Origin of the sequence: Catellatospora sp. KI3 (genome assembly GCF_029948125.1) — a bacterium.
In the GTDB taxonomy this organism is placed as follows: domain Bacteria; phylum Actinomycetota; class Actinomycetes; order Mycobacteriales; family Micromonosporaceae; genus Catellatospora.
In genome coordinates, this window is the sequence record NZ_JASAMB010000009.1 from 253,843 (window position 1) to 272,827 (window position 18,985).

Annotated in this window: 8 protein-coding genes; 4 read left to right on the plus strand and 4 right to left on the minus strand. The window is 68.2% G+C overall.

The annotated features are described in order from the left end of the window. Window positions 1-223: 223 nt before the first annotated feature. The 4 genes from QEZ54_RS17285 (at window position 224) to nhaA (ending at window position 14,937) form a co-directional block, all read left to right on the plus strand. Window positions 224-724 (plus strand): hypothetical protein, encoded by a 501-nt coding sequence (locus QEZ54_RS17285; RefSeq protein ID WP_281305643.1) that lies wholly within the window; start codon window positions 224-226, stop codon window positions 722-724. A gap of 190 nt (window positions 725-914) precedes the next feature. Continuing rightward, window positions 915-12,989 (plus strand): LamG-like jellyroll fold domain-containing protein, encoded by a 12,075-nt coding sequence (locus tag QEZ54_RS17290; RefSeq protein WP_281305644.1) that lies wholly within the window; start codon window positions 915-917, stop codon window positions 12,987-12,989. Next, complete coding sequence (locus tag QEZ54_RS17295; protein WP_281305645.1) at window positions 12,950-13,432, plus strand: hypothetical protein; 483 nt, start codon at window positions 12,950-12,952, stop codon at window positions 13,430-13,432. Before QEZ54_RS17290 ends, QEZ54_RS17295 begins: the two co-directional genes overlap by 40 nt. A gap of 173 nt (window positions 13,433-13,605) precedes the next feature. Continuing rightward, window positions 13,606-14,937 (plus strand): Na+/H+ antiporter NhaA, encoded by a 1,332-nt coding sequence (gene nhaA, locus QEZ54_RS17300; RefSeq protein WP_281305646.1) that lies wholly within the window; start codon window positions 13,606-13,608, stop codon window positions 14,935-14,937. Window positions 14,938-15,057: 120 nt separating this feature from the next. Here the strand turns inward: nhaA and QEZ54_RS17305 are convergent, their stop codons facing one another. From QEZ54_RS17305 to QEZ54_RS17320, 4 genes are all read right to left on the minus strand, one after another. Continuing rightward, window positions 15,058-15,549: a DsbA family protein gene (locus QEZ54_RS17305; RefSeq protein ID WP_281305647.1), complete on the minus strand. Its 492-nt coding sequence runs from the start codon at window positions 15,547-15,549 to the stop codon at window positions 15,058-15,060. Window positions 15,550-15,661: 112 nt separating this feature from the next. Then, window positions 15,662-16,852, minus strand: a complete 1,191-nt coding sequence (locus tag QEZ54_RS17310; protein WP_281305648.1) for a PP2C family protein-serine/threonine phosphatase — start codon at window positions 16,850-16,852, stop codon at window positions 15,662-15,664. A 55-nt stretch (window positions 16,853-16,907) separates the two neighbouring features. Continuing rightward, entirely contained in the window at window positions 16,908-17,780 is an 873-nt protein-coding gene (locus tag QEZ54_RS17315; protein WP_281305649.1) for a DUF72 domain-containing protein, read from the minus strand. Window positions 17,781-17,829: 49 nt separating this feature from the next. Further along, on the minus strand, window positions 17,830-18,756 hold the full coding sequence (locus tag QEZ54_RS17320) for a PHB depolymerase family esterase (RefSeq protein WP_281305650.1): 927 nt from the start codon (window positions 18,754-18,756) through the stop codon (window positions 17,830-17,832). Window positions 18,757-18,985 lie beyond the last annotated feature (229 nt).

An 18,985-nucleotide genomic window follows, 5' to 3' on the forward strand; every position in this document is an offset into this window, starting at 1 on the left:
GCCGGGAGGGTGATCACCCCGAGTCCGCGGGCGTGGTTCACCCTGATTCGGACCTCGGCGACCGCTGGTGCGTTCGGGCTGATCAGAGTGGTGTGGTCAGGTTGTTCGCCTGCTCGCGGTCGGATCCGGGAAGCGTCAGGGTCGTGAATCGGTGCCCCTGGAGGGTGGACCGCCACAGCCGGCGCGTGCGAGGCTGTCCGCCGAATCGGGGACGGGAGCAGCGGTGCGCAAGGTGCTGGACAAGTGGTGGCTGAGCTGGGCCGTGGCGGTCGGCCTCGTGGTCGGGGCCTATGGCTGGCTGTGGTGGGAGTCGAGCCGGCCTGAGCCGCCGCTGTCGCGGCCGTACCGGACCCAGGCCGTCTGCCTGCTCACCGGTGCCGAGGGCGTGGCGGGGGAGCAGAACCGGCCGGTGTGGACGGCGATGCAGCGGGCGTCGGTCGAGACGCTGGTGCGGGCCCAGTTCCTGGAGATCACGGGAGCGCAGACGGTCGAGAACGGGCGCTCGTACCTGCCCACCCTGAGCCAGGGCAACTGCGGGCTGGTGGTGGCGGCCGACGAGATCGCCATCGCGACGGTGCTCGACGGTGCCCATTCGTTTCCCGCTCAGGGTTTTCTCATCGCGGGCACAGGCGCGTCACAGCCCAATGTGATCGTTGTCACGTCGGCTACGGTGAGTGATCGGATCGCGACCGAGTTCGTCCGATTGGTTCCGCAGGAGGGCTGAGGCGGGCGTACGTTGCGTCAGCGTATCGACGGGTGTCCGTTTCGGGGTCTTGTCGGTGGTGGACGGCGGGCGCAGACTCCCTAAGCCGCGTCGGCGGCGCTCATGGGGGGATCGCGGTATGCGCGGGTTGGATGCTGTCCTGGTTCGGTCGTCGTCGCGGGGCAAGCGGGTCGTTTGGCGTCGTCGGCTGGTGGCGGGGTTGGCGGTGCTGCTGGTCGCGAACCTGGGGCTGCCCGCGGAGCTGATGCCCTCGACCGGTGAGTTCCCGTTGGCGTCGGTGTGGAGCTGGCTGGTGCAGCATCCGGCGTGGGCGGGCGGCGATTTCGTGGGCGTGCCGGTGCAGGGTCGGGGGAAGGCGCGCGAGGGTCAGCACTATGTGCCGGCGTCGGCGACCGATGTCAACGGCGTCTCGCGCGGCCCGGTCGGGGAGAAGAAGCCCAAGCGTCCGTTCGAGACGCCGCGTAAGGAGGGCAGGTTCGATCCGGCGACGAGCAAGCGGGTCGCTGATCAGTCGACGGAGACGTCGGACCTGTTCCGCAACGAGGACGGGACGTATTCGCGCAAGGTCTTCTCGGATCCGATCAACTTCCGTGACGGCAAGGGTGTGTGGCGCAGCATCGACCGTGGTCTGGCCAGGTCGGGTAACCGGTTCGGGCAGAAGGCGGCGCCGACGGACCTGTCGCTGGCGGTGAGCGGCGCTGATGGCAGGCTCGTGACGATGGGCCTGGGCCGGGGGCGGTCGGTCTCGTACGGGCTGGCCGGTGCGGCCGACGTCGCCGGTGTGGCTGAGGCGAACGCGGTCGTGTACCCGTCGATCCAGCCGGGTGTCGATCTGAAGGTCGAGGTGCTGGCTGACGGCTATAAGGACACGCTTGTCCTGGAGTCGGCGCAGTCGCCGTCGGAGTTCGTGTTCCCGCTGGAGTTGAAGGGTCTGACGGCGTCGCTGGCGGGTGACGGTTCGGTGGTGTTCACCGACGGGGCCGGTGCGGTGCAGGCGTCGATCCCGGCCGGGTACATGTTCGATTCGCAGGTCGATCAGGCCTCCGGTGACTTCGTGACGTCGTACGGGGTCTCCTATGAGCTGATCGCGGTGGACGGCGGTCCGGCGTTGAAGGTGACCGCGGACCGGGCGTGGCTGGAGGACCCGGCTCGGGTGTATCCGGTGAGCATCGACCCGTCGTCGTTCAAGACGAACTCCGACACGTACGTGTACAAGACCGACACGGTCAACCACTCGACCGCGAACAACCTGGCGGTGGGCACCTACGACGGCGGTACGCACGTGGCGAAGTCGCTGATGTCGTTCTCCGGCTTCTCGACCACCTACAACGGCGCGACCCTGCAGGCGGTATCGCTGGCGGCGTACCTGACCTGGACCTGGAACTGCACCGCCAGCCAGGTGTGGGTGAAGAAGATCACGTCGTCGTGGTCGGCGAGCGCGAAGTGGCCGGGTCCGAACCTGGACCCGACCGTGATCGGCTGGGACACGCCGGCGCCGGGTAAGGCGTGCACTAACACTGCGGCGAACCGGTCGGTGGGTCGGTGGACGCAGATCGCCCTCAACGTGCCGGCGATCCAGTCGTGGCTGACCGGCGGCGCCAACTACGGCCTGGCCCTGGTGGCCCCGAACGAGACCACCAGCAACTACTTCAAGCGGTACACCTCGCGCGACTACAACAACTACGCCTACGCGCCGTACCTGCTGCTCACCTACAGCGGCCCGAACACCCCGCAGATCGACGCCACCTACCCGCCCAGCGGCTACAACTCGGCGTCGCTGCGCCCGGTGCTGGTCGCCGACGCGCACGACCCGGACAAGAGCGGCACCCTGACCTACGACTTCGCCGTCTACGACGATGACAACAACAAGATCGACGACTCGGGTTGGAAGCCGTCCTCGACCTACCAGGTATCCGCCAACAAGCTGGTTCGCGGTAAGACCTACCAGTGGACTGTGGCGGTCACCGATGGCGGATCCATCAGCGCGCTGCGGTGGTCGACCCTGACGACACTGCCGCCGCAACCACTGGTCACCTCGACGCTGTCCCGCAACAGCGGTCGCGGGTTCGAACCCAGCATCGGCAACTACACCACCGCCGCCACCGACGCCGTGGTGACCACGGTCGGCCCGCCGCTGACGATCGAACGCAGCTACAACAGCCAGGACCCCCGGACCGCCATGGCGCTGGGCGCGGGCTGGTCGAGCATGCTCGACATGCAGGCCAGCCACGTGTACGACACGGCCGGCGCGATCCAGGGCGTGACCATCCGATACGCCTCCGGCCAGGAGACCGCGTTCGGCATCAGCCCCGACGGGACGTTCGCCGCCCCCGGCGGCCGCGGTGGCACGCTCACCTGCGTGGACGGCAGCGGCCAGACGGTCACGTGCTCGGCCACCGTCCCCCCGGCCGGCGGGTATGACCTGCTGGAGAAGGACGGCACGCGCTACTCCTTCCGCCGCAAGCCGGTGACGGTGGAGTTCCCGCAGCCGCTCGGCGGGCCCTACCCGATCAAGTCCATCACCGATCTCGCGGGCCGCAAGCTGACCTTCACCATTCAGAACAACCGGATCAGCCAGATCACGTCCGCTTCCGGCCGCTCGCTGTACCTGGATTGGACGACCACCACCCCGGTCCACGTCGACAAGATCCGGACCGACGAGCTGATCGCCGGAAACCCGTCCAGCGCCTCGGTCTGGGACTACGACTACAGCGGCGACCTGCTGGCCCAGGTGTGCCCGCCGACCTCGGCGACCATGTGCACCACCTACCAGTACGCGACCGGAACCACCCCGGGCTCGCTCTACCCGTCTGTCGTGCGCAACCTCGGCGCAACCTCCAACTGGCGCCTGGCCGAGGCGAGTGGAACCACGGTCGCGGCCAGCTCGGTCACCACGACCGCCGGTGCCGACAACGGCACCTACCGCGGCGGGGTCACCCTCGGCCAGCCTGGGCCGATCACCGGTCTGACCAGCACCGCCGCCTCCTTCAACGGCACCGACGCGACCGTGGCCCTGCCGCAGGACATCAGCACCGAGTCCGGTTACCGGTCGGCGAGCCTGTGGTTCAAGACCACCACCCCCGGCAAGGTGCTGCTCAGCCAGTCGGTCGACGATCCTGGTACGCAGTCGACGACGAAGTGGGGTTACAACCCGACGTTGTACGTCGATTCCAACGGCAAGCTGGCGGGCCAGTTCCCGACCTTGCCCGGTGCGGGCTACCTGGGGGCGTTGACGGGTGGGGGTTCGGGTTACTGCGTCGACGTGCACGGCTCGCAGACCACCGATGGTGCGGCGGTGGCGCTGTGGACCTGCCTTGAGCAGAGCAATCAGAGGTGGACGCTGAGCGGGTCCACGTTGCGGGTGACGATGAACGGGATCACCCGGTGCCTGGACGGTAACGACGGCTCGCAGAACAAGGCCGTGGTGAGCTGGACGTGCAACGGCAGCGCCGCGCAGAACTGGCGCCTGGACAGCAACGGCAACATCGTGTTCACCGCGACCAACCGCTGCCTGTCGGTGTCGGGTGCGAGCACCGCCCAGGGCGCCAACCTGGTCCTGTGGACGTGCAAGACGCCGCTGGAGGGCGACCAGATCTGGTCGCCGACCGCGCACGCGCCGATCTCCGACCCGACTAGTGCCACCGTGACCGACGGTGCCTGGCACCATGCGGTGCTCAGCGCGGCCGGTGACACCCAGACGCTCTACCTCGACGGGCAGCCGATCGGCACCAAGTCCGGGCTGGTGATCGGGGGACGTCAGCGGCGCCAGTTCATCGGCTCCGGGTATCTCGGCGGCGGCTGGCCCAACCAGCCCTATCCGTCGACCCTGCACAACATCGGCACCGCCAGCTTCTTCAACGGCACCGTCGGCGAGGTCGCGTTCTTCGACAAACCGCTCACCAGCGCCGACGTCACAGCCCTGAACAGCGCGCGCGGCACGCTCGCCCGCCCGCTGACGAAGATCCTCAGGCCGTCGGGCAAGGTCGGCGCCGACGTGACCTACAACTCCGGAACCGGTGAGTTCAGCCAGCTCATCGATGAGAACGGTGGCACGTGGTCGGTCAACGCGCCGGCCTACGAGGGCTCTCACCTGGCGTACTCGACGACCGTGCTCGGCGCGTCCCCGAGCGAGTACTGGCGCCTGGCCGAGACCGAGGGCAGCGACGCGGTCAGCGAGGTCGGCGGCTCGCTGGCGCAGTACACCAACGGGGTCGTGCTCGGTGCCACGGACGGCCCGTTCGGTGACACCGACTCGCCCGCGACCTTCAACGGGACCGGTTCCTACGTCAGCCTGCCCGCCTCCGTCATCCCGGTCGGCGGCGAGAAGTGGTCGATGTCGCTGTGGTTCCGGGTGCCCGACGGCAGCACCACCGGTGGCGTCATCTTCTCGTACCAGGACGGGGTGCTCGGCACCAACGCGCTCCTGAACAACCCCGCACTCTACGTCGGCACGGACGGCCGCCTGCGCGGCAAGGTGTGGCAGGGCAGCGGCCCGGCGATCTCCTCGGCGACGCAGGTCAACGACGGGCAGTGGCACCACGCCGCCATCTCGACGGCCGCCGCCACCCAGACCCTTTACCTCGACGGCACGGCGGTGGGCAGCCTCTCCGGCACCATCGTGCCCAATGGCCAGCCCTACGCCTACCTCGGCGCGGGCGAGGCCTCCACCAGCACGAACTGGCCCTACATGCAGGGCAATCTCACCGGCTATTTCAACGGTGACCTGGCGGAGGTGGCCTTCTACAAGGGTACCCAGCTCAACGCCGCCCAGGTGCAGGCGCAGTTCTCAGTGCGGAACAAGGCGACGGGCACGTCGCTGGTGAAGAAGTACACGATCACCGATCCGACCGGCGGCTCGCTGCTGAGCCAGTCCTACGCGCTGCCCTCGGGGCGCAAGGTCGCCACGACCGACGGCGTGGGCAACCAGACGTTGTACGGCTTCGACGCCATCGGCCAGCTGCAGACGGTCGTCGACGCCAACGGCAACTTCAGCGAGAGCGAGCACGATGCGCGGGGCAACACCGTCTCGCAGACGAGCTGCCTGGATCGGAAGACCGATGACTGCGGAACCACGTACTACACGTACACGCTGAACATCTCGAACCTGCAGGATCCGTGCAATGACAAGATGGCGACTTCGCGTGACGGGCGTTCGGCATCCGAGACCGACGACACCTATCTGACGACCTTCACCTATGACGCCAAGTGCAATCTGGTGATGGTCACAGACGCGCTCGGCCGCAGGACGGTGACCGTGTACAGCGGTGACCAGGATACGGCCGCGGCCGACACCGGGTATGTTCCGGCCGGTCTGCCCACGAAGATCACTTCACCGGCGGGAACGGTGCAGTCCGTCTCCTATTACCAGTCCGGTGACGTCGCCACCGTCACCGATCCGGCCGGCATGACGACGACCTACCAGTACGACCGTATGGGTCGGGTGATCTCCAAGACCGACAAGACCAGCAGCTATCCGGCCGGTCTGACGATGACGATCAGCTACGACAAGCAGTCGCGGGTCGCCTACCAGGTCCAGCCGCAGGTCACCGACCGGATCACCGGTGCCGTGCACCGTGCGCAGACCTGGATCGACTACGACGACGACGGCAATGTCAGGTACCAGGAGGTCTCGGACCTGGACCTGGTCGACGCCAAGCGCGGTACGTGGACCTATTACAACCAGTACAACCAGGTCTCCTCCGTCAAGGACGAGCTCGACCACGTCACCTCCTTCGGCTACGACCCGATGGGCAACCAGAAGACCGTCACCCGGCCCGACGGCACGATCCTCGAGACGGTCTACGACCCGGCGGGCCAGGTGACCACCACGAAGGTGCTCAACTGGAAGGGCGACCCGAACAACCCGATCGCGCCGACCGTGCTCGTCACGAGCCAGCGGGCGTACGACCCTGCCGGCCGCCTGGCGACCGTGACCGACGCCATGGGTTGGCAGACGAAGTACGAGTACTACGACAACGGCCAGGTCGCCAAGGTCATCCGTACTGACGGCGCCGCCACCGACCCCAAGGTGTACGTGGTCGAGCAGAACACCTACGACCAGGTCGGCAACCTGGTGAAGAAGGTCTCGGAGAACGGTGCCACCACCGAGACCTACCACGTGGACGCGGCTTCGCGGACCGACTCCACGACGATCGACCCCTCCGTTCTCAAGCGCACCACCTCGATCACCCTCGACGATGACGACCGTGCGGTGGCGAGCACGTCGACCGACGGCGTGACCGGCAACACCCTGGCCTTCGCCCGCTCTGCGTACGACCCGAAGAACGGCATCCTGTCGCAGACCGTCTACGGCGGCCCGGCGGGAACCAACCCCGCGAACGTGCCAGTCGGTCGCTGGCAGCTCGACGCCACTACTGGCACAGTCGCGGCCGACGCGGTCGGCAACAACCCCGGGACAGCCACGGGCGGTGTCACCTGGAGCACCGATCACGCCATCACGGCGACCACCGGCAGTGCCGTCTTCGACGGCACGGGCTCGATCACCGGCACCACTGGCAGCGCGGACACGGCCAACAGCTTCACCGTCGCCGCCTGGGTCAAACTCGATGCGGCAGCGGCCGCGCCAGTCGTCATCGCGAGCCAGGACGGCAAGAACGTCAGCGGGTTCACGCTGTACTTCAACAAGGCCAACGGCCGGTGGACGTTCGCGATGCCGCAGGCAGACGCCAACGGCGCCGCTTCCGACGTGGTCATCTCGTCGTCGGCCGCCGCCACCGGGGTGTGGACGCACGTGGCAGGCGTCTTCAACGCCAACGACACCAACAACACCGACACGGTCAAGATCTATGTGAACGGCACGCTCGCCGGGACGACGACCCGTTTGACCAAGCCGTGGTCGGCTGCCGGTGCGACGGTCATCGGCGGGGGCAAGGCCGGCGGTGATCTGAACGCCCGGCCGGATCTGGTGACGCGCACCACCGGGGGCAACCTGGTGCTGTATCCGAACAACGGTGCCGCGTCGGGCAGCTCGCTGGGCGCTGCCACTACGGTCGCGACCGGGGTCGGCGGCCTGACCTACCTGAACCTGGCCGACCTCAACGGTGACGGCCGAGCGGACATGATCGGCCGGGACGCCTCCGGTGCGCTGCTGTTCTACCCGAACACCGGCGCGTACGGTTCGGCGTCGTTCGGCTCGCCGGTCACGCTGTCAGCGACCGCGTTCAGCGCCTCGACCTGGATCGTCACCGGTGACTTCAACGGTGACGGGCGTGTCGATGTCATGTCGCGTGACGGTTCGGGCAACATGCTGCTGTTCCGCAACGCGGGCAACCGCGGGGGCAGCCCGGTGCTGGCGGCGAACTCGGAACTGGTCCGTACGGGTTTCAACGTGCTTCCGTGGATCGGCGCCGCAGACACCAACCGTGACGGTTATACCGACCTACTGGGCCTCTCCACCAGCAACATCGCTTACCAGTACCTCAACAGTGCCTCGACCACGATCAGCTTCAGCGCCGCCGTGCAGGCCAGCGCGTCGGCCGTCGCCGGAACCGGGATGAGCACCGGCGATTACAACGCCGACGGCCGCGCCGACCTTGTCGGCCGCGACGCCGGCGGCGCCGTGTGGCTTTACCCGGGCACGGGCGGGGCCACCCCCAACATCTTCGGCACCGGTACCCAGATCGGTTCGGTTGCCCTGACCGGCATCAACCTGCACACGACCGCGAACCTCGACGGCGACGCCGCCGCCAGGTGGCGTGGCTCTATCGACGATGTGCAGATCTATCAGCGCGCCCTGTCGGATGCCGAGATCACCACACTCAAGAACGCCAACGGCGCCATCCCGGCGGCGAACGCGACGGTGACCCGCACCTCCAGCGTGCTGGACACCGCAGGGTTGCCGACGGCGTCGGTCGATCCCCTGGGCAACCTCACCGAGTACATTTATGACGAGGCAGCGCGGCTGGCTGTGACCAAGAGCCCGTCGGTGACGACCGAGACGTTCGGTTCGCAGGGCACGGGTCGGGCCATCAGCTACCTGGGTTACGACGCCTTCGGTGCCGTCGTGCGGTCTCAGGATGCGCTGGGCCAGCTCACGACCATCAAGTACGACAAGCTTGGCCAGGTCGTGGAGACGACTCTGCCCGCGTACACCCCGCCGGGGTCGTCGACGCCGTTGACGCCGGTGGCCAAGAAGGAATACGACGAGCTGGGCCAGGTCGCCACCGTCACCGACCCGCTGAACAATTCGACGCACTATGTGTACGACCAGCTCGGCCAGGCGGCGAAGGTGACCGGTGCCGACGGCGGGTACACCACCTACACCTATGACGCGATCGGTGATCCGCTGTCGGTCACCAGCCCGACCGGTGCGGTGTCGCAGGCGACGTACGACTTCCTGGGCCGTAAGTGCACCAGCACGCAGCTGGTGCGTCAGCCCTCGGCACAGACGCTGACGACGACCTACAGCTACGGGTCCCTGAACGGGGGTCCGAAGCTGTGCACCCAGGCGGTTGAGGCCAACGACGCCGGGCGTCTGACGAAGGTCGACTCGCCGGGGCACCTCATCACGCTCAGCGCCTACAACGAGGTCGGCGAGGTGTCCGGCACGACCGACCCGGCCGGCAAGCTGACCTCCTACCGCTATGACGCGCTCGGTCGCCGGACCCGCACCACACTGCCGGACAGCACCTACAGCGAAGCGACGTTCGACTTCGCCGGTCTGACGGTCGCCGCAGAGCAGCGGGACCACCTGGGCGCTCTGCTGGCCCGTACCACCACGGCTTACGACCGGGCCGGCCGCCCGGTGTCGGTGACCGACCCGAAATCCAAGACCAGCACCTTCACCTACGACGCGACCGGCATGCTGGTGTCGCAGAGCCAGCCGGTGTCCTCGACTGCCGGCAACATCGTCACGACCTTCGGCTACGACCTGGCCGGTCACGCGACCCGCTTCACCGACGGGCGCGGTAACGCCTTCTGGACGACCTACAACGTCTGGGGTCTGCCGGAGTCGCAGATCGAACCCGCGACCACCGCCCACCCGAACCTGGCCGACCGTACCTACACCACCGCGTACGACAAGGCCGGCAACGCGGTCACCAGGACCTCGCCGGGCGGTGTGACCGTCGTCAACACCTACGACGAGGTGGGTAACCTCGTCCGGCAGTCCGGCTCCGGCGCCGAGGCGGCGACCACCGACCGGGTCTTCGACTACGACCTGGCCGGACGGCCGACCTCGATCTCCCGGCCGGGCGGGGACATCACCCTCGCCTACGACGACGCCGACCGCATGCTCAGCGTCACCGGCGGCAGCCTCGGCGACACCGCATACCAGTGGAGCCCCGACGGCCTACTCACCAGTAGGACCGACGCCGCCGGGCAGACCACCTTCGGCTACAACGCAGGCCGCCTGGCAAGCGTCACCAACGGCACCACGCAGATCCAGTACTCGAACTACAACGACCTGGGCATGCCGCGGACCATCAGCTACGGCGGCACCACCGGTGTCACCACCCGGACCCTGGGGTACGACGACGCGCATCGTCTCCGCGCCGACGAGGTGAAGTCCTCGACCAACGCCCAGCTCGGGAAGATCAGCTACGAGTACGACGCCAACGGCAACGAGATTCAGAAGACGGTCATCAAGGGCGGCGTCACCACCGTCAACGACTACACCTACGACGACGCCAACAGGCTCATGACCTGGACCGCCAACGGCGCGCTGACCGAGTACGACTACGACCGGTCGGGCAACCGGGTCAAGGCCGGGTCGAACACCTTCACCTACGACCAGCGCAACCGGCTGCTGACCTCCGGCTCCACCACATACGGGTACACCGCTCGCGGCACCCTGCAGACGACCACTCAGGGCACCGTCCCGGCCGGTACGACCGCCGACGCCTTCGACCAGGTAGCCTCGCAGACCAGCACCGCCGGAGTCACCCAGAACTACACCTACGACGGACTCGGCCGGGCTGTCCAGGCGGGTCACAAGTACTCCGGGATCAGCAACACCATCGCCGCCGACGACCCCACTCCAGGCAGCCCTACCAGCGGCGACGAGGGGATCTACCTTCGAGGGCCCGGCGGCTCGGCGCTGAGCACGACCGTCGGCGCCGCGCAGCGGTACCTGTGGACCGACCTGCACACCGACGTCGTCGGCCAGTTCACCGCCACCGGCGCCTCGCTGGCCGGGTCGGCGACCTATGACCCGTTCGGCAAACCGATCGGCACGCCGACGCTGATCGGGCGGCTGGGCTACCAGTCAGAGTGGACCGACACGTCCACGGGTCGGATCAACATGGCCGCGCGCTGGTACAACCCGGACACCGGTCAGTTCGATTCACGTGACACGGCATCCAACAGCCCGATCGGCTCGTCGGGGGCCGCGAACCGCTACGCCTACGCCAACGCCAACCCGCTCACTCTCACCGACCCGAGTGGGCATTGGCCGACCTACTCGTCCGAGGGCGACTGGTCCCAGGACCAGGACGCGCGCAGAACCTACAACCAGCAGAAGAAACATGTTCCGGGCAACGACGGGAACAAGGGCGGCGGCGGTCTACGCAAGGTTCCGTGTGCTCAAACGGACAAGCCATACCACAGCCAGGACAAGGCTATGCGCGGCTGCGGTCACGAGAGCAAGCCGGTGTGTCCGCACACGCCCAGCGGCGTCAGCATCTTCATGAACTGCACCGAGCTCAGCATCACCAACGACAGCTGCTACATCAACGGAATCCGTCTCAAGCGGGCGGATCTCGGAGATATGGACTGCGTCGAGCTCGCGCAGAAGGTCGACAGCATGGCCGGCATCTACGAGGGCTACGACAACGACGCCTACCGCCAAGCCATCACCGCGCAGATCCTCGAAGACGCCCTCAACGTCACCGCAAAGGAAGGCGCAGTACGCGCGAAAAAGGAAGCAGAAGCCAAGTGCAAGGCTAGCTTCACGTGCCGAAATGCCGGCCTGCTGGGGGCAGTCGTCGGCGTCGTCGCCGGCGTCGGCTGCGGCCTGCTACTTGGATGGACAGGCGTCGGAGGCGTTGCCTGCGGCTTCGTCGGCGGCTTCGTCGGAGCCCTCGCCACCGGGCTGTTCGAGGGCAGGTCCCTCGACGACCCCGGCCTGTGGATCTCCGCAGCGATCGGCGGTGGCATCGGCGCGCTGACGGCAGGCCTTCTCAGCGGGCTCGGCGCGGGTGTTGCCGCAGGGGCTCGCGGCCTTTTCGCCGGTGTCGGAGGGCGCGCGGCCGGAGGCGCCGCGTGGAACGCTCTTACCGGTGAGCTCCGCGGCATCGTTACCGGCCGGTTTTCCGGCGGTCTGGTCAGCAGGATGATGGCGAACCGGGCAGGCGGTGGAGCTGCGGGCCGAGCAGCCTGTGCCGGTGGGTCACTCCTGAAGCAAGGTGCCGTGGCCCTGGCGGCGGGGCTCGGGGTAACGGCTCTGTTCCACAGTTTTGAGGGACAGACGCCAGTCCTCATGGCAGACGGCAGCTCTAAGCCGCTTGCCGACGTCCGCCTAGGCGACGAGGTCAAGGCGACGGACCCGCTGACTGGGGTGACCGAGGCCAAGCGTGTGATTCAGCTGCACCGCAACCAGGACGTGGACCTGGCCGACGTCGCTATCGAGGACACCGGTTCGGGAGCGACCAGTGTGCTACACACCACCTGGCACCATCCGTTCTGGAACGTCGGCGCGAAGCGTTGGGACGAGGCCGCAGACCTGAAGCCAGGCACTGTGCTCCGCGACGACGAGGGGAAAGAGACGCAGCGAGTCGTCTCGGTGAAGACCTGGACCGGTCTTCAGGAAATGCTCGACCTGACGGTTGAGGACGTTCACACTTACTATGTCCTTGCTGGCGGGGTACCGGTACTCGTGCACAACTGCGGCGAAGGCCCGGTTGACCACGTCGCGCTCGGTCGGAACGTCGAGGGCACCTTCATTACGCTTGAGAACTTCGCAGACGAGATCGGGGCCCGCCATCTAATGGGCATGGGTGATGAGTGGCGTGCCGGGGTTGAGAAGGCCATTGCTCGCCTTGGCCGAGGAGAGGGACGGATTTCCTTCATGATTGACCATCTGAAGGGTTCGTGGAGGGGCGTCGACAGTGCCATCAAAGCGGCGGAGGCCCGAGCCGAGGAAGGTCTCGCGAAGGGTATGACTCTCTGGGAGATCGCCGACGATCCGACCATCCGGTTCTCTCAGACGCAGGCAGAGCTACTTACGATCAAGCAAGCCGGGTTGTTGGACAGAGTTGACTTCTTCTGGTGGAACGACAGCAAGGTGCGTTGGACGGGTGCAAGTTGACCCGCCGGGTCCGAGGTGATCTGCCACTCCGGGATCATCGCAGATTCAGCCTTCTGTTCTATGCGTACGGACATACGCAGGTTCTTGTTCGGGGCTATCCGTCGAATGGTGGCGACGGAGACGGCCCGGAACTCGAGCCTGCGCTGGACCTGCTCTTCAGCAATGTTTGGCGTGTTTCCTGCTGGAAGGAGTGGACCTCCCTGGCACTGCGGACCGCCACCGCAGAGGAGCGTGCCGCACTGGAGCGACGTATCGGCGAGATCCGCTCAACGCGAAAGGTCTTCCTGCTCTCCGAGGACTCGATCGAGAATTACATCATCGCGGGAAGTGTGGCTTGGGCCGAGCATTATCTGACGGAATACCATGCCGGCCCGCTCTGGAACCGCGTGCCCGGACCCGCGAGAGAGGTAGCGATCGTCGGCGACGTGATATATCGGGACTGAAAGCTCCGTCCCTGGAACTAATTCCGGTCATTCGCTGGCGTATGACACCGGGACCGTGTCAAGCCCTCACTCTGCGGCACCAGGTCGAGGATCATCGGCATATGCCGACACGCACCGCAGCACTGCCGCCGCGCCCCGGTCCTGCCCCCCGAGTGGCGATTCCAATACCACACGTGTCGTACCCGCTGCAGCGGTTCCTGGCCACCGAGGCTGGCAGTGGTCTGATCTTGCTGGTGGCGACCGTGGCAGCGCTGATCTGGGCGAATCTCCCAGAGAGCGGATACGAGTCGTTCTGGCACACCGAGGCATCGGTGCGTATCGGCGACGCCGGGATCACCCTGGACCTACGGCACTGGGTCAATGACCTGGCGATGGCCTTGTTCTTCCTCACCGTCGGCCTGGAGATCAGCCGCGAGACCACCGTGGGGGAGTTGCGCCGTCCTAGGGCTGTCCTGGTCCCGGTACTCGGCGCGATCGGCGGGCTGATCCTACCGGCGCTGATCTATCTTGCATTCAACCCGGCTGGTGAGGCGGCCCGAGGCTGGGGCATCCCCGTCTCGACTGACACCGCCTTTCTGGTCGGCATCCTCGCCTTATTCGGCCCTCGCTGCCCGGACCAGCTGCGCCTGTTCTTGCTCACCCTCGCGATAGCCGACGACATCGGTGCCATCACCGTCATGGCGGTCTTCTACACCGCCCACGTCTCGATCGCTGCGCTGCTGGCAGCAATCGTCCCAGTGCTGATGCTCGCCGGGCTACGCTGGGCGCGGGTCTGGCAGCTCCAGCCGTACGTCCTGGTCGGCCTCCTGCTGTGGGCTGCCGTGTACGCCTCCGGCGTGCACCCGACCCTCGCCGGCGTCCTCGTCGGCCTACTCGTGCCCGCGACCCCCGTCGAGGCCGAGCAGGCCGATCGCCTGCGCTTCTACGGCCGGGCCGTGCTGGAGCGAGCCGACGCCGCACGGGCGCGGTTGGCCGTATCGGCGGCACGGGCCACGGTGCCGCCCAACGACCGGCTGCAGAACGCGCTGCACCCCGTCAGCGCGTACCTGGTGATCCCGGTGTTCGGCCTTGCCAACGCTGGGGTTCGCTTGGACGTCGAAACCCTGCGCCGGGCGGTCACCTCGCCGGTCACCATCGGAATCGTGGCGGCGCTGCTCGTCGGCAAGACCGTCGGCATCAGCGCCGGTGGGGCACTAGCGCTGCGTACTGGCCTTGGCGAGCTGCCCGGCCGGGTGCGCTACGGACACCTGATCGGCGGGGCGGTGCTGGCCGGCATCGGCTTCACCATCGCGCTGTTCATCACCGACCTCGCCTTCGATGACCCGGAGCTGCGCGAACAGGCGAAGATCGGCGTTCTGGCCGGTTCGCTGCTGGCCGCGGTCCTGGGTTCGCTGGCGCTGCGCTGCCTGGGCGAGCGCCTGCCCCTGTGCACCGCCGACGAATCCGGCGACATGCCCGCTCTCCCGTCCGGCCCTTGGCGCGACCCCACCCTGCCCGTCCCGTGACGTCGGTCCGCCCACCGCGCCCAGAGGTGCGGGGTGCAGTTTCGGGGAAACTGCACGAATGCCGGACATGGTTCCTGCACTTTCCCCGAAACTGCACCCCGCGACCCCGGGGTGCGGGCGTCAGGAGATGCCGAGGGCGCTGCGGAGGGCGTTGAGGTCGACTTTGCCCTGGTACAAGCGGCCGTCGGCGAACAGCGTCGGCGTGCCCCGTACCCCCGCCTCGACCCCGCTGGCGTAATCCGCCTCGACGCCGGGCCGGTGCTCCTGCGCCGCCGCCCCGGTCACGGGCCCCGCCCCGATCAGGTGTGCGTACTCGTCGAGGTCGGCGTCGGTGAGGCGGTTCTGGTGAGCGAACAGCAGGTCGTGCATCTGCCAGAACCGGTCCCCGGCCGCCTCGGCCGCCAGCGCCGCCGTAAGCGCGAACGGATGCGAGTCGAACAGCGGAAAGTGCCGGTACACCAGCCGCACCATGCCACCGGACGTGTCGACCAGCCGCCGCAGCACCGGCGCCGCCGCCCCGCAGTACGGGCACTCGAAGTCCCCGTACTCCACCAGCGTGATCGGGGCGTCGACCGCCCCGTACCAGTGCCGGTCGAGATCGATCTCGGCCACCACTCCACTCTAGGCGCGCCGCCCGCCCAAGGCTGGTTGATCAGGAAGCCGTGCCCGCGACACGCCGTCGAGCCGTGCCATAGGTTCATGATCAACCCGAAGGTGGGTGGGGTCAGGGGAGGGGGCGGGTGGTGGGGGTGGGGAGCCAGTCGACGAGGAGGAGGGTGGCGTCGTCGCGGGCGGGGCCGTGCTGGAAGTCGAGGACGCGGCGGGACAGGATGCGCAGGGTTTCGGGGGCGGGGAGCTGGGCCTGGGCGGCCTGCTCGGCGTGGTCGGTGAGGCGTTCGACGCCGAACAGGTCGCCGTCGGGGTCGCGGGCCTCGATCACGCCGTCGGTGTACAGCAGCAGGCGGTCGCCGGGTTCGAGCTGCTCGGAGCCCAGGTGCGGGATGTCGCTGTCGATGCCGAGCGGGAGGCGGCGGCCGGCGTCGAGTTCGCGTACCGCGTGCTGGCCGCGCAGCAGCAGCGGCGGTGGGTGGCCGGCGTTGAGGTAGTGCAGGCGGCCGGTGTCGAGGTCGAGTTCGGCCAGCACGGCGGTGGCGAAGCCGGACTGGCCGAACTGCTCGCGCAGTGCCTCGTCGGCGGCGCGGGCCATGGTGTGCAGCCCGTGCCCGTCCCGGCGGGCCGACCGGATGGCGGCCAGCGCGGTCACGGCCATCACGGCGGCCTTGAGGCCCCGGCCCATCGCGTCGAGCACGTGGAAGCGGGCGGTCGGCCCGTCCAGCGCGTAGTCGAAGCCGTCGCCGCCGACGTCGTAGCTGGGCTGCAGCAGGCTGCTGACGACCAGCCGGTCGCAGGTGAACGTCCGGGGCGGCAGCATGCCCAGCAGCAGCTCCGCGGCGACGGTCATGGGGCGGGTGCGCCGGGTCTGGTGCAGCGTGTCGCCGTACGGCAGCTTCACCGCGATCAGGTGGCCGGTCAGGTTCACGAACTCCTGCGCCCAGTCGGGCAGGGTGGCCGGGTCGGCCGCGTGCGAGCCCCAGCCGAACTCGACCACGCCGAGCCGCTCGGTGCCGTCGACCAGCGGCAGCCACAGCCGGGTGCCGTCGCCCGGCTGCGCCCGTACCAGCGTGAAAGCTCGTCCGGCGACGGTGCCGTCCACGGCGAGCGGCCCGGTGGCGGGCAGGCTGCCGCCCGGCAGCGGGTGCAGGTGCTGCTGCTCCTCGTCCACGAGGTAGCAGGTGGCGGCCGCGTCGAGCGGGGCGAGCGCCTCGCTGACGCACCCGGCCACGTCGTCACCCCGGGCCAGGTGGGTCAGCTCCAGCAGCCGCAGCAGGGCGCGGTGGCGCGGGTCGTACTCCACCTGCTCTGTCTACCGCCGCGACCGCCCCGCCGTGTCCCGAATCGGCAGCTCGGCGTCAGTCCAAGCCGAGCAGCTGCCGCAGCTGCGCGGCGTTGCGCTGGGCGTAGTCGGAGTAGCAGTTGTTCATGAGGATGTGCGTCTGCCCGGCCTCGCCGGCCAGCCCGCGCAGCTTGGGAGCCCAGTCGCGCAGCTCCCGCTCGGAGTACAGGTAGCCGAACTTCTCGTGGATGTCCTTGCTGGTCCACTTGTCGCTGTGCCCGTGGAAGCGGATCGCGGCGACGTCGGCGGTCGCGGCGACCACCGGCGGCACCGAGGAGCTGTGCCCCTGCGGCATGTCCACGCACACGTAGGGCAGCTCGTGCCTGCGCAGGAACTCCAGCGTCTCGGCGGTGTTGTCGCCGTCGAACCAGGTGTGGTTGCGCAGCTCGACCGCGACTCGCAGCGGCGCGCAGCGGCGGGCGACCTCGGTCAGGTACTGCTTGTTGTCGCGCCGGATGGTGAACCAGGGCGGGAACTGGAACAGGATCAGGCCGAGCTTGCCGGCGGCGTGCAGCGGTTCGAGCGCGGCCAGGAACCGCGACCAGACGTCCTCGTACGCCTGCGGGTCCAGCGCGTCCGGGTAGATGTTCTTCTTGTCGGTATCGGGCCGCAGCTCCTTCGGCAGCGCCGACACCTTGGTCGGGTGGCCGGTGAGCAGGCTGAACGCCTTGATGTTGAAGGTGAACCCGGCCGGGGTGCGCTCGGCCCACGATTTCGCCGTCGCCTCGGCGGGCGGGGCGTAGTAGGTGGCGTCGACCTCGACCAGGTCGAACTTCGTCGCGTAGTAGCGCAGCCGGGTTTCGGGCGTGTTCGCGGTCTGCGGGTACCAGTCGGAGGCGAGCAGCGTCGGGTCGGTCCACGACGCGGTGCCGATCCGGAGTTCGCCCATACCCCCAGTTCAGCGCGGGCGAGCGCCGAACCGGGGGCGAACGGCGGAATCAGCCGTCGAGGCGGCGCACCATGTTCATGATCGTTTCGAGCTGCGGGCCGCCGTGGATGGGGTAGCTGGTGTAGCCGAGGTAGCCCCACCAGTCCCAGCAGCCGTACGGGTTCACGCCGGAGGCGGTGGCCTGCGGGTAGAGCACGACGAGGCGGTTGGTGTCGGCGTACTGGTTCAGGTTGGCGCGGTCGACGAAGGCGGTGCCGACCTTGTCGTACCCCTGGCTGCACCCGTGCAGGGCGACCAGCAGCCTGCACGCCTGCCCGGCCGCGCACGCGCTCGGCACGTACGCGAACCCGTTCGTGCCCATGCTCAGGCCGGGCGCCCAGCCGTTGGTGGCGAAGGCGCTCTGGTCGAACCGGATCAGGCTGCCGCCCAGCGGGCCGGTGTTGCGGGCGCTGACCGAGCCGAGCAGCTTGCCCAGCAGTGCCTGCTGCGGGTCGATGCCGCAGTCGTTCAGGAACGGGCCGGCGGTGACCGAGCACCCGCCGGTGCCGTACGGCGTGACCCAGGCGTGCCCGGCCGAGGTGCCCGAGTCGTACTGCACGCTGGCGCCGAAGTGCTGGTAGAACTTGACCAGGTCGTCGTTGACCGACTTCTTGACGGTCGTGTCGCTGCTGCCGTGGAACACGTAGACCGGGTCGCCGGACAGGTTGCCGATCGGGTCGACCCAGCCGTAGCCCGACCACAGCGACGCGTCGGCCTCCAGGGTGGGCAGCTGATCGGACCAGATGTCGTCGCCGCAGGCGTAGAGCGCCTGGTTGGCGTTGTTATGGGCGCAGTAGTAGGGCCCGGCGGCGAAGATCGCGGCGCCCTTGATCCGGCCCGAGTACGCCACGTGCAGCTGGGTGGCCATGTAGCCGCCGGAGGAGACCCCGGCGACGTAGACGGCGGAGATGTTGTACGGCTTCAGCACCCCGCTCACCGGCGCCACCGTGTACGGCGTCGCCGCGCTTGCAGGCGCCTGCAGTCCGAAAACGACGGAAAGCGCCGTGATGAGGCAGATCGTGATCCGGGCACGTCGAAACATGACCGACTCCTTTCCGTGATGGGTGCGGTCACCGTACGCGTCCCTCCATCCACGGCACAGCCAGCTGCGACACACCGTGGGCGGACCGGAGATGGGGCGCGCCACCATGGCATTTCATCGACAT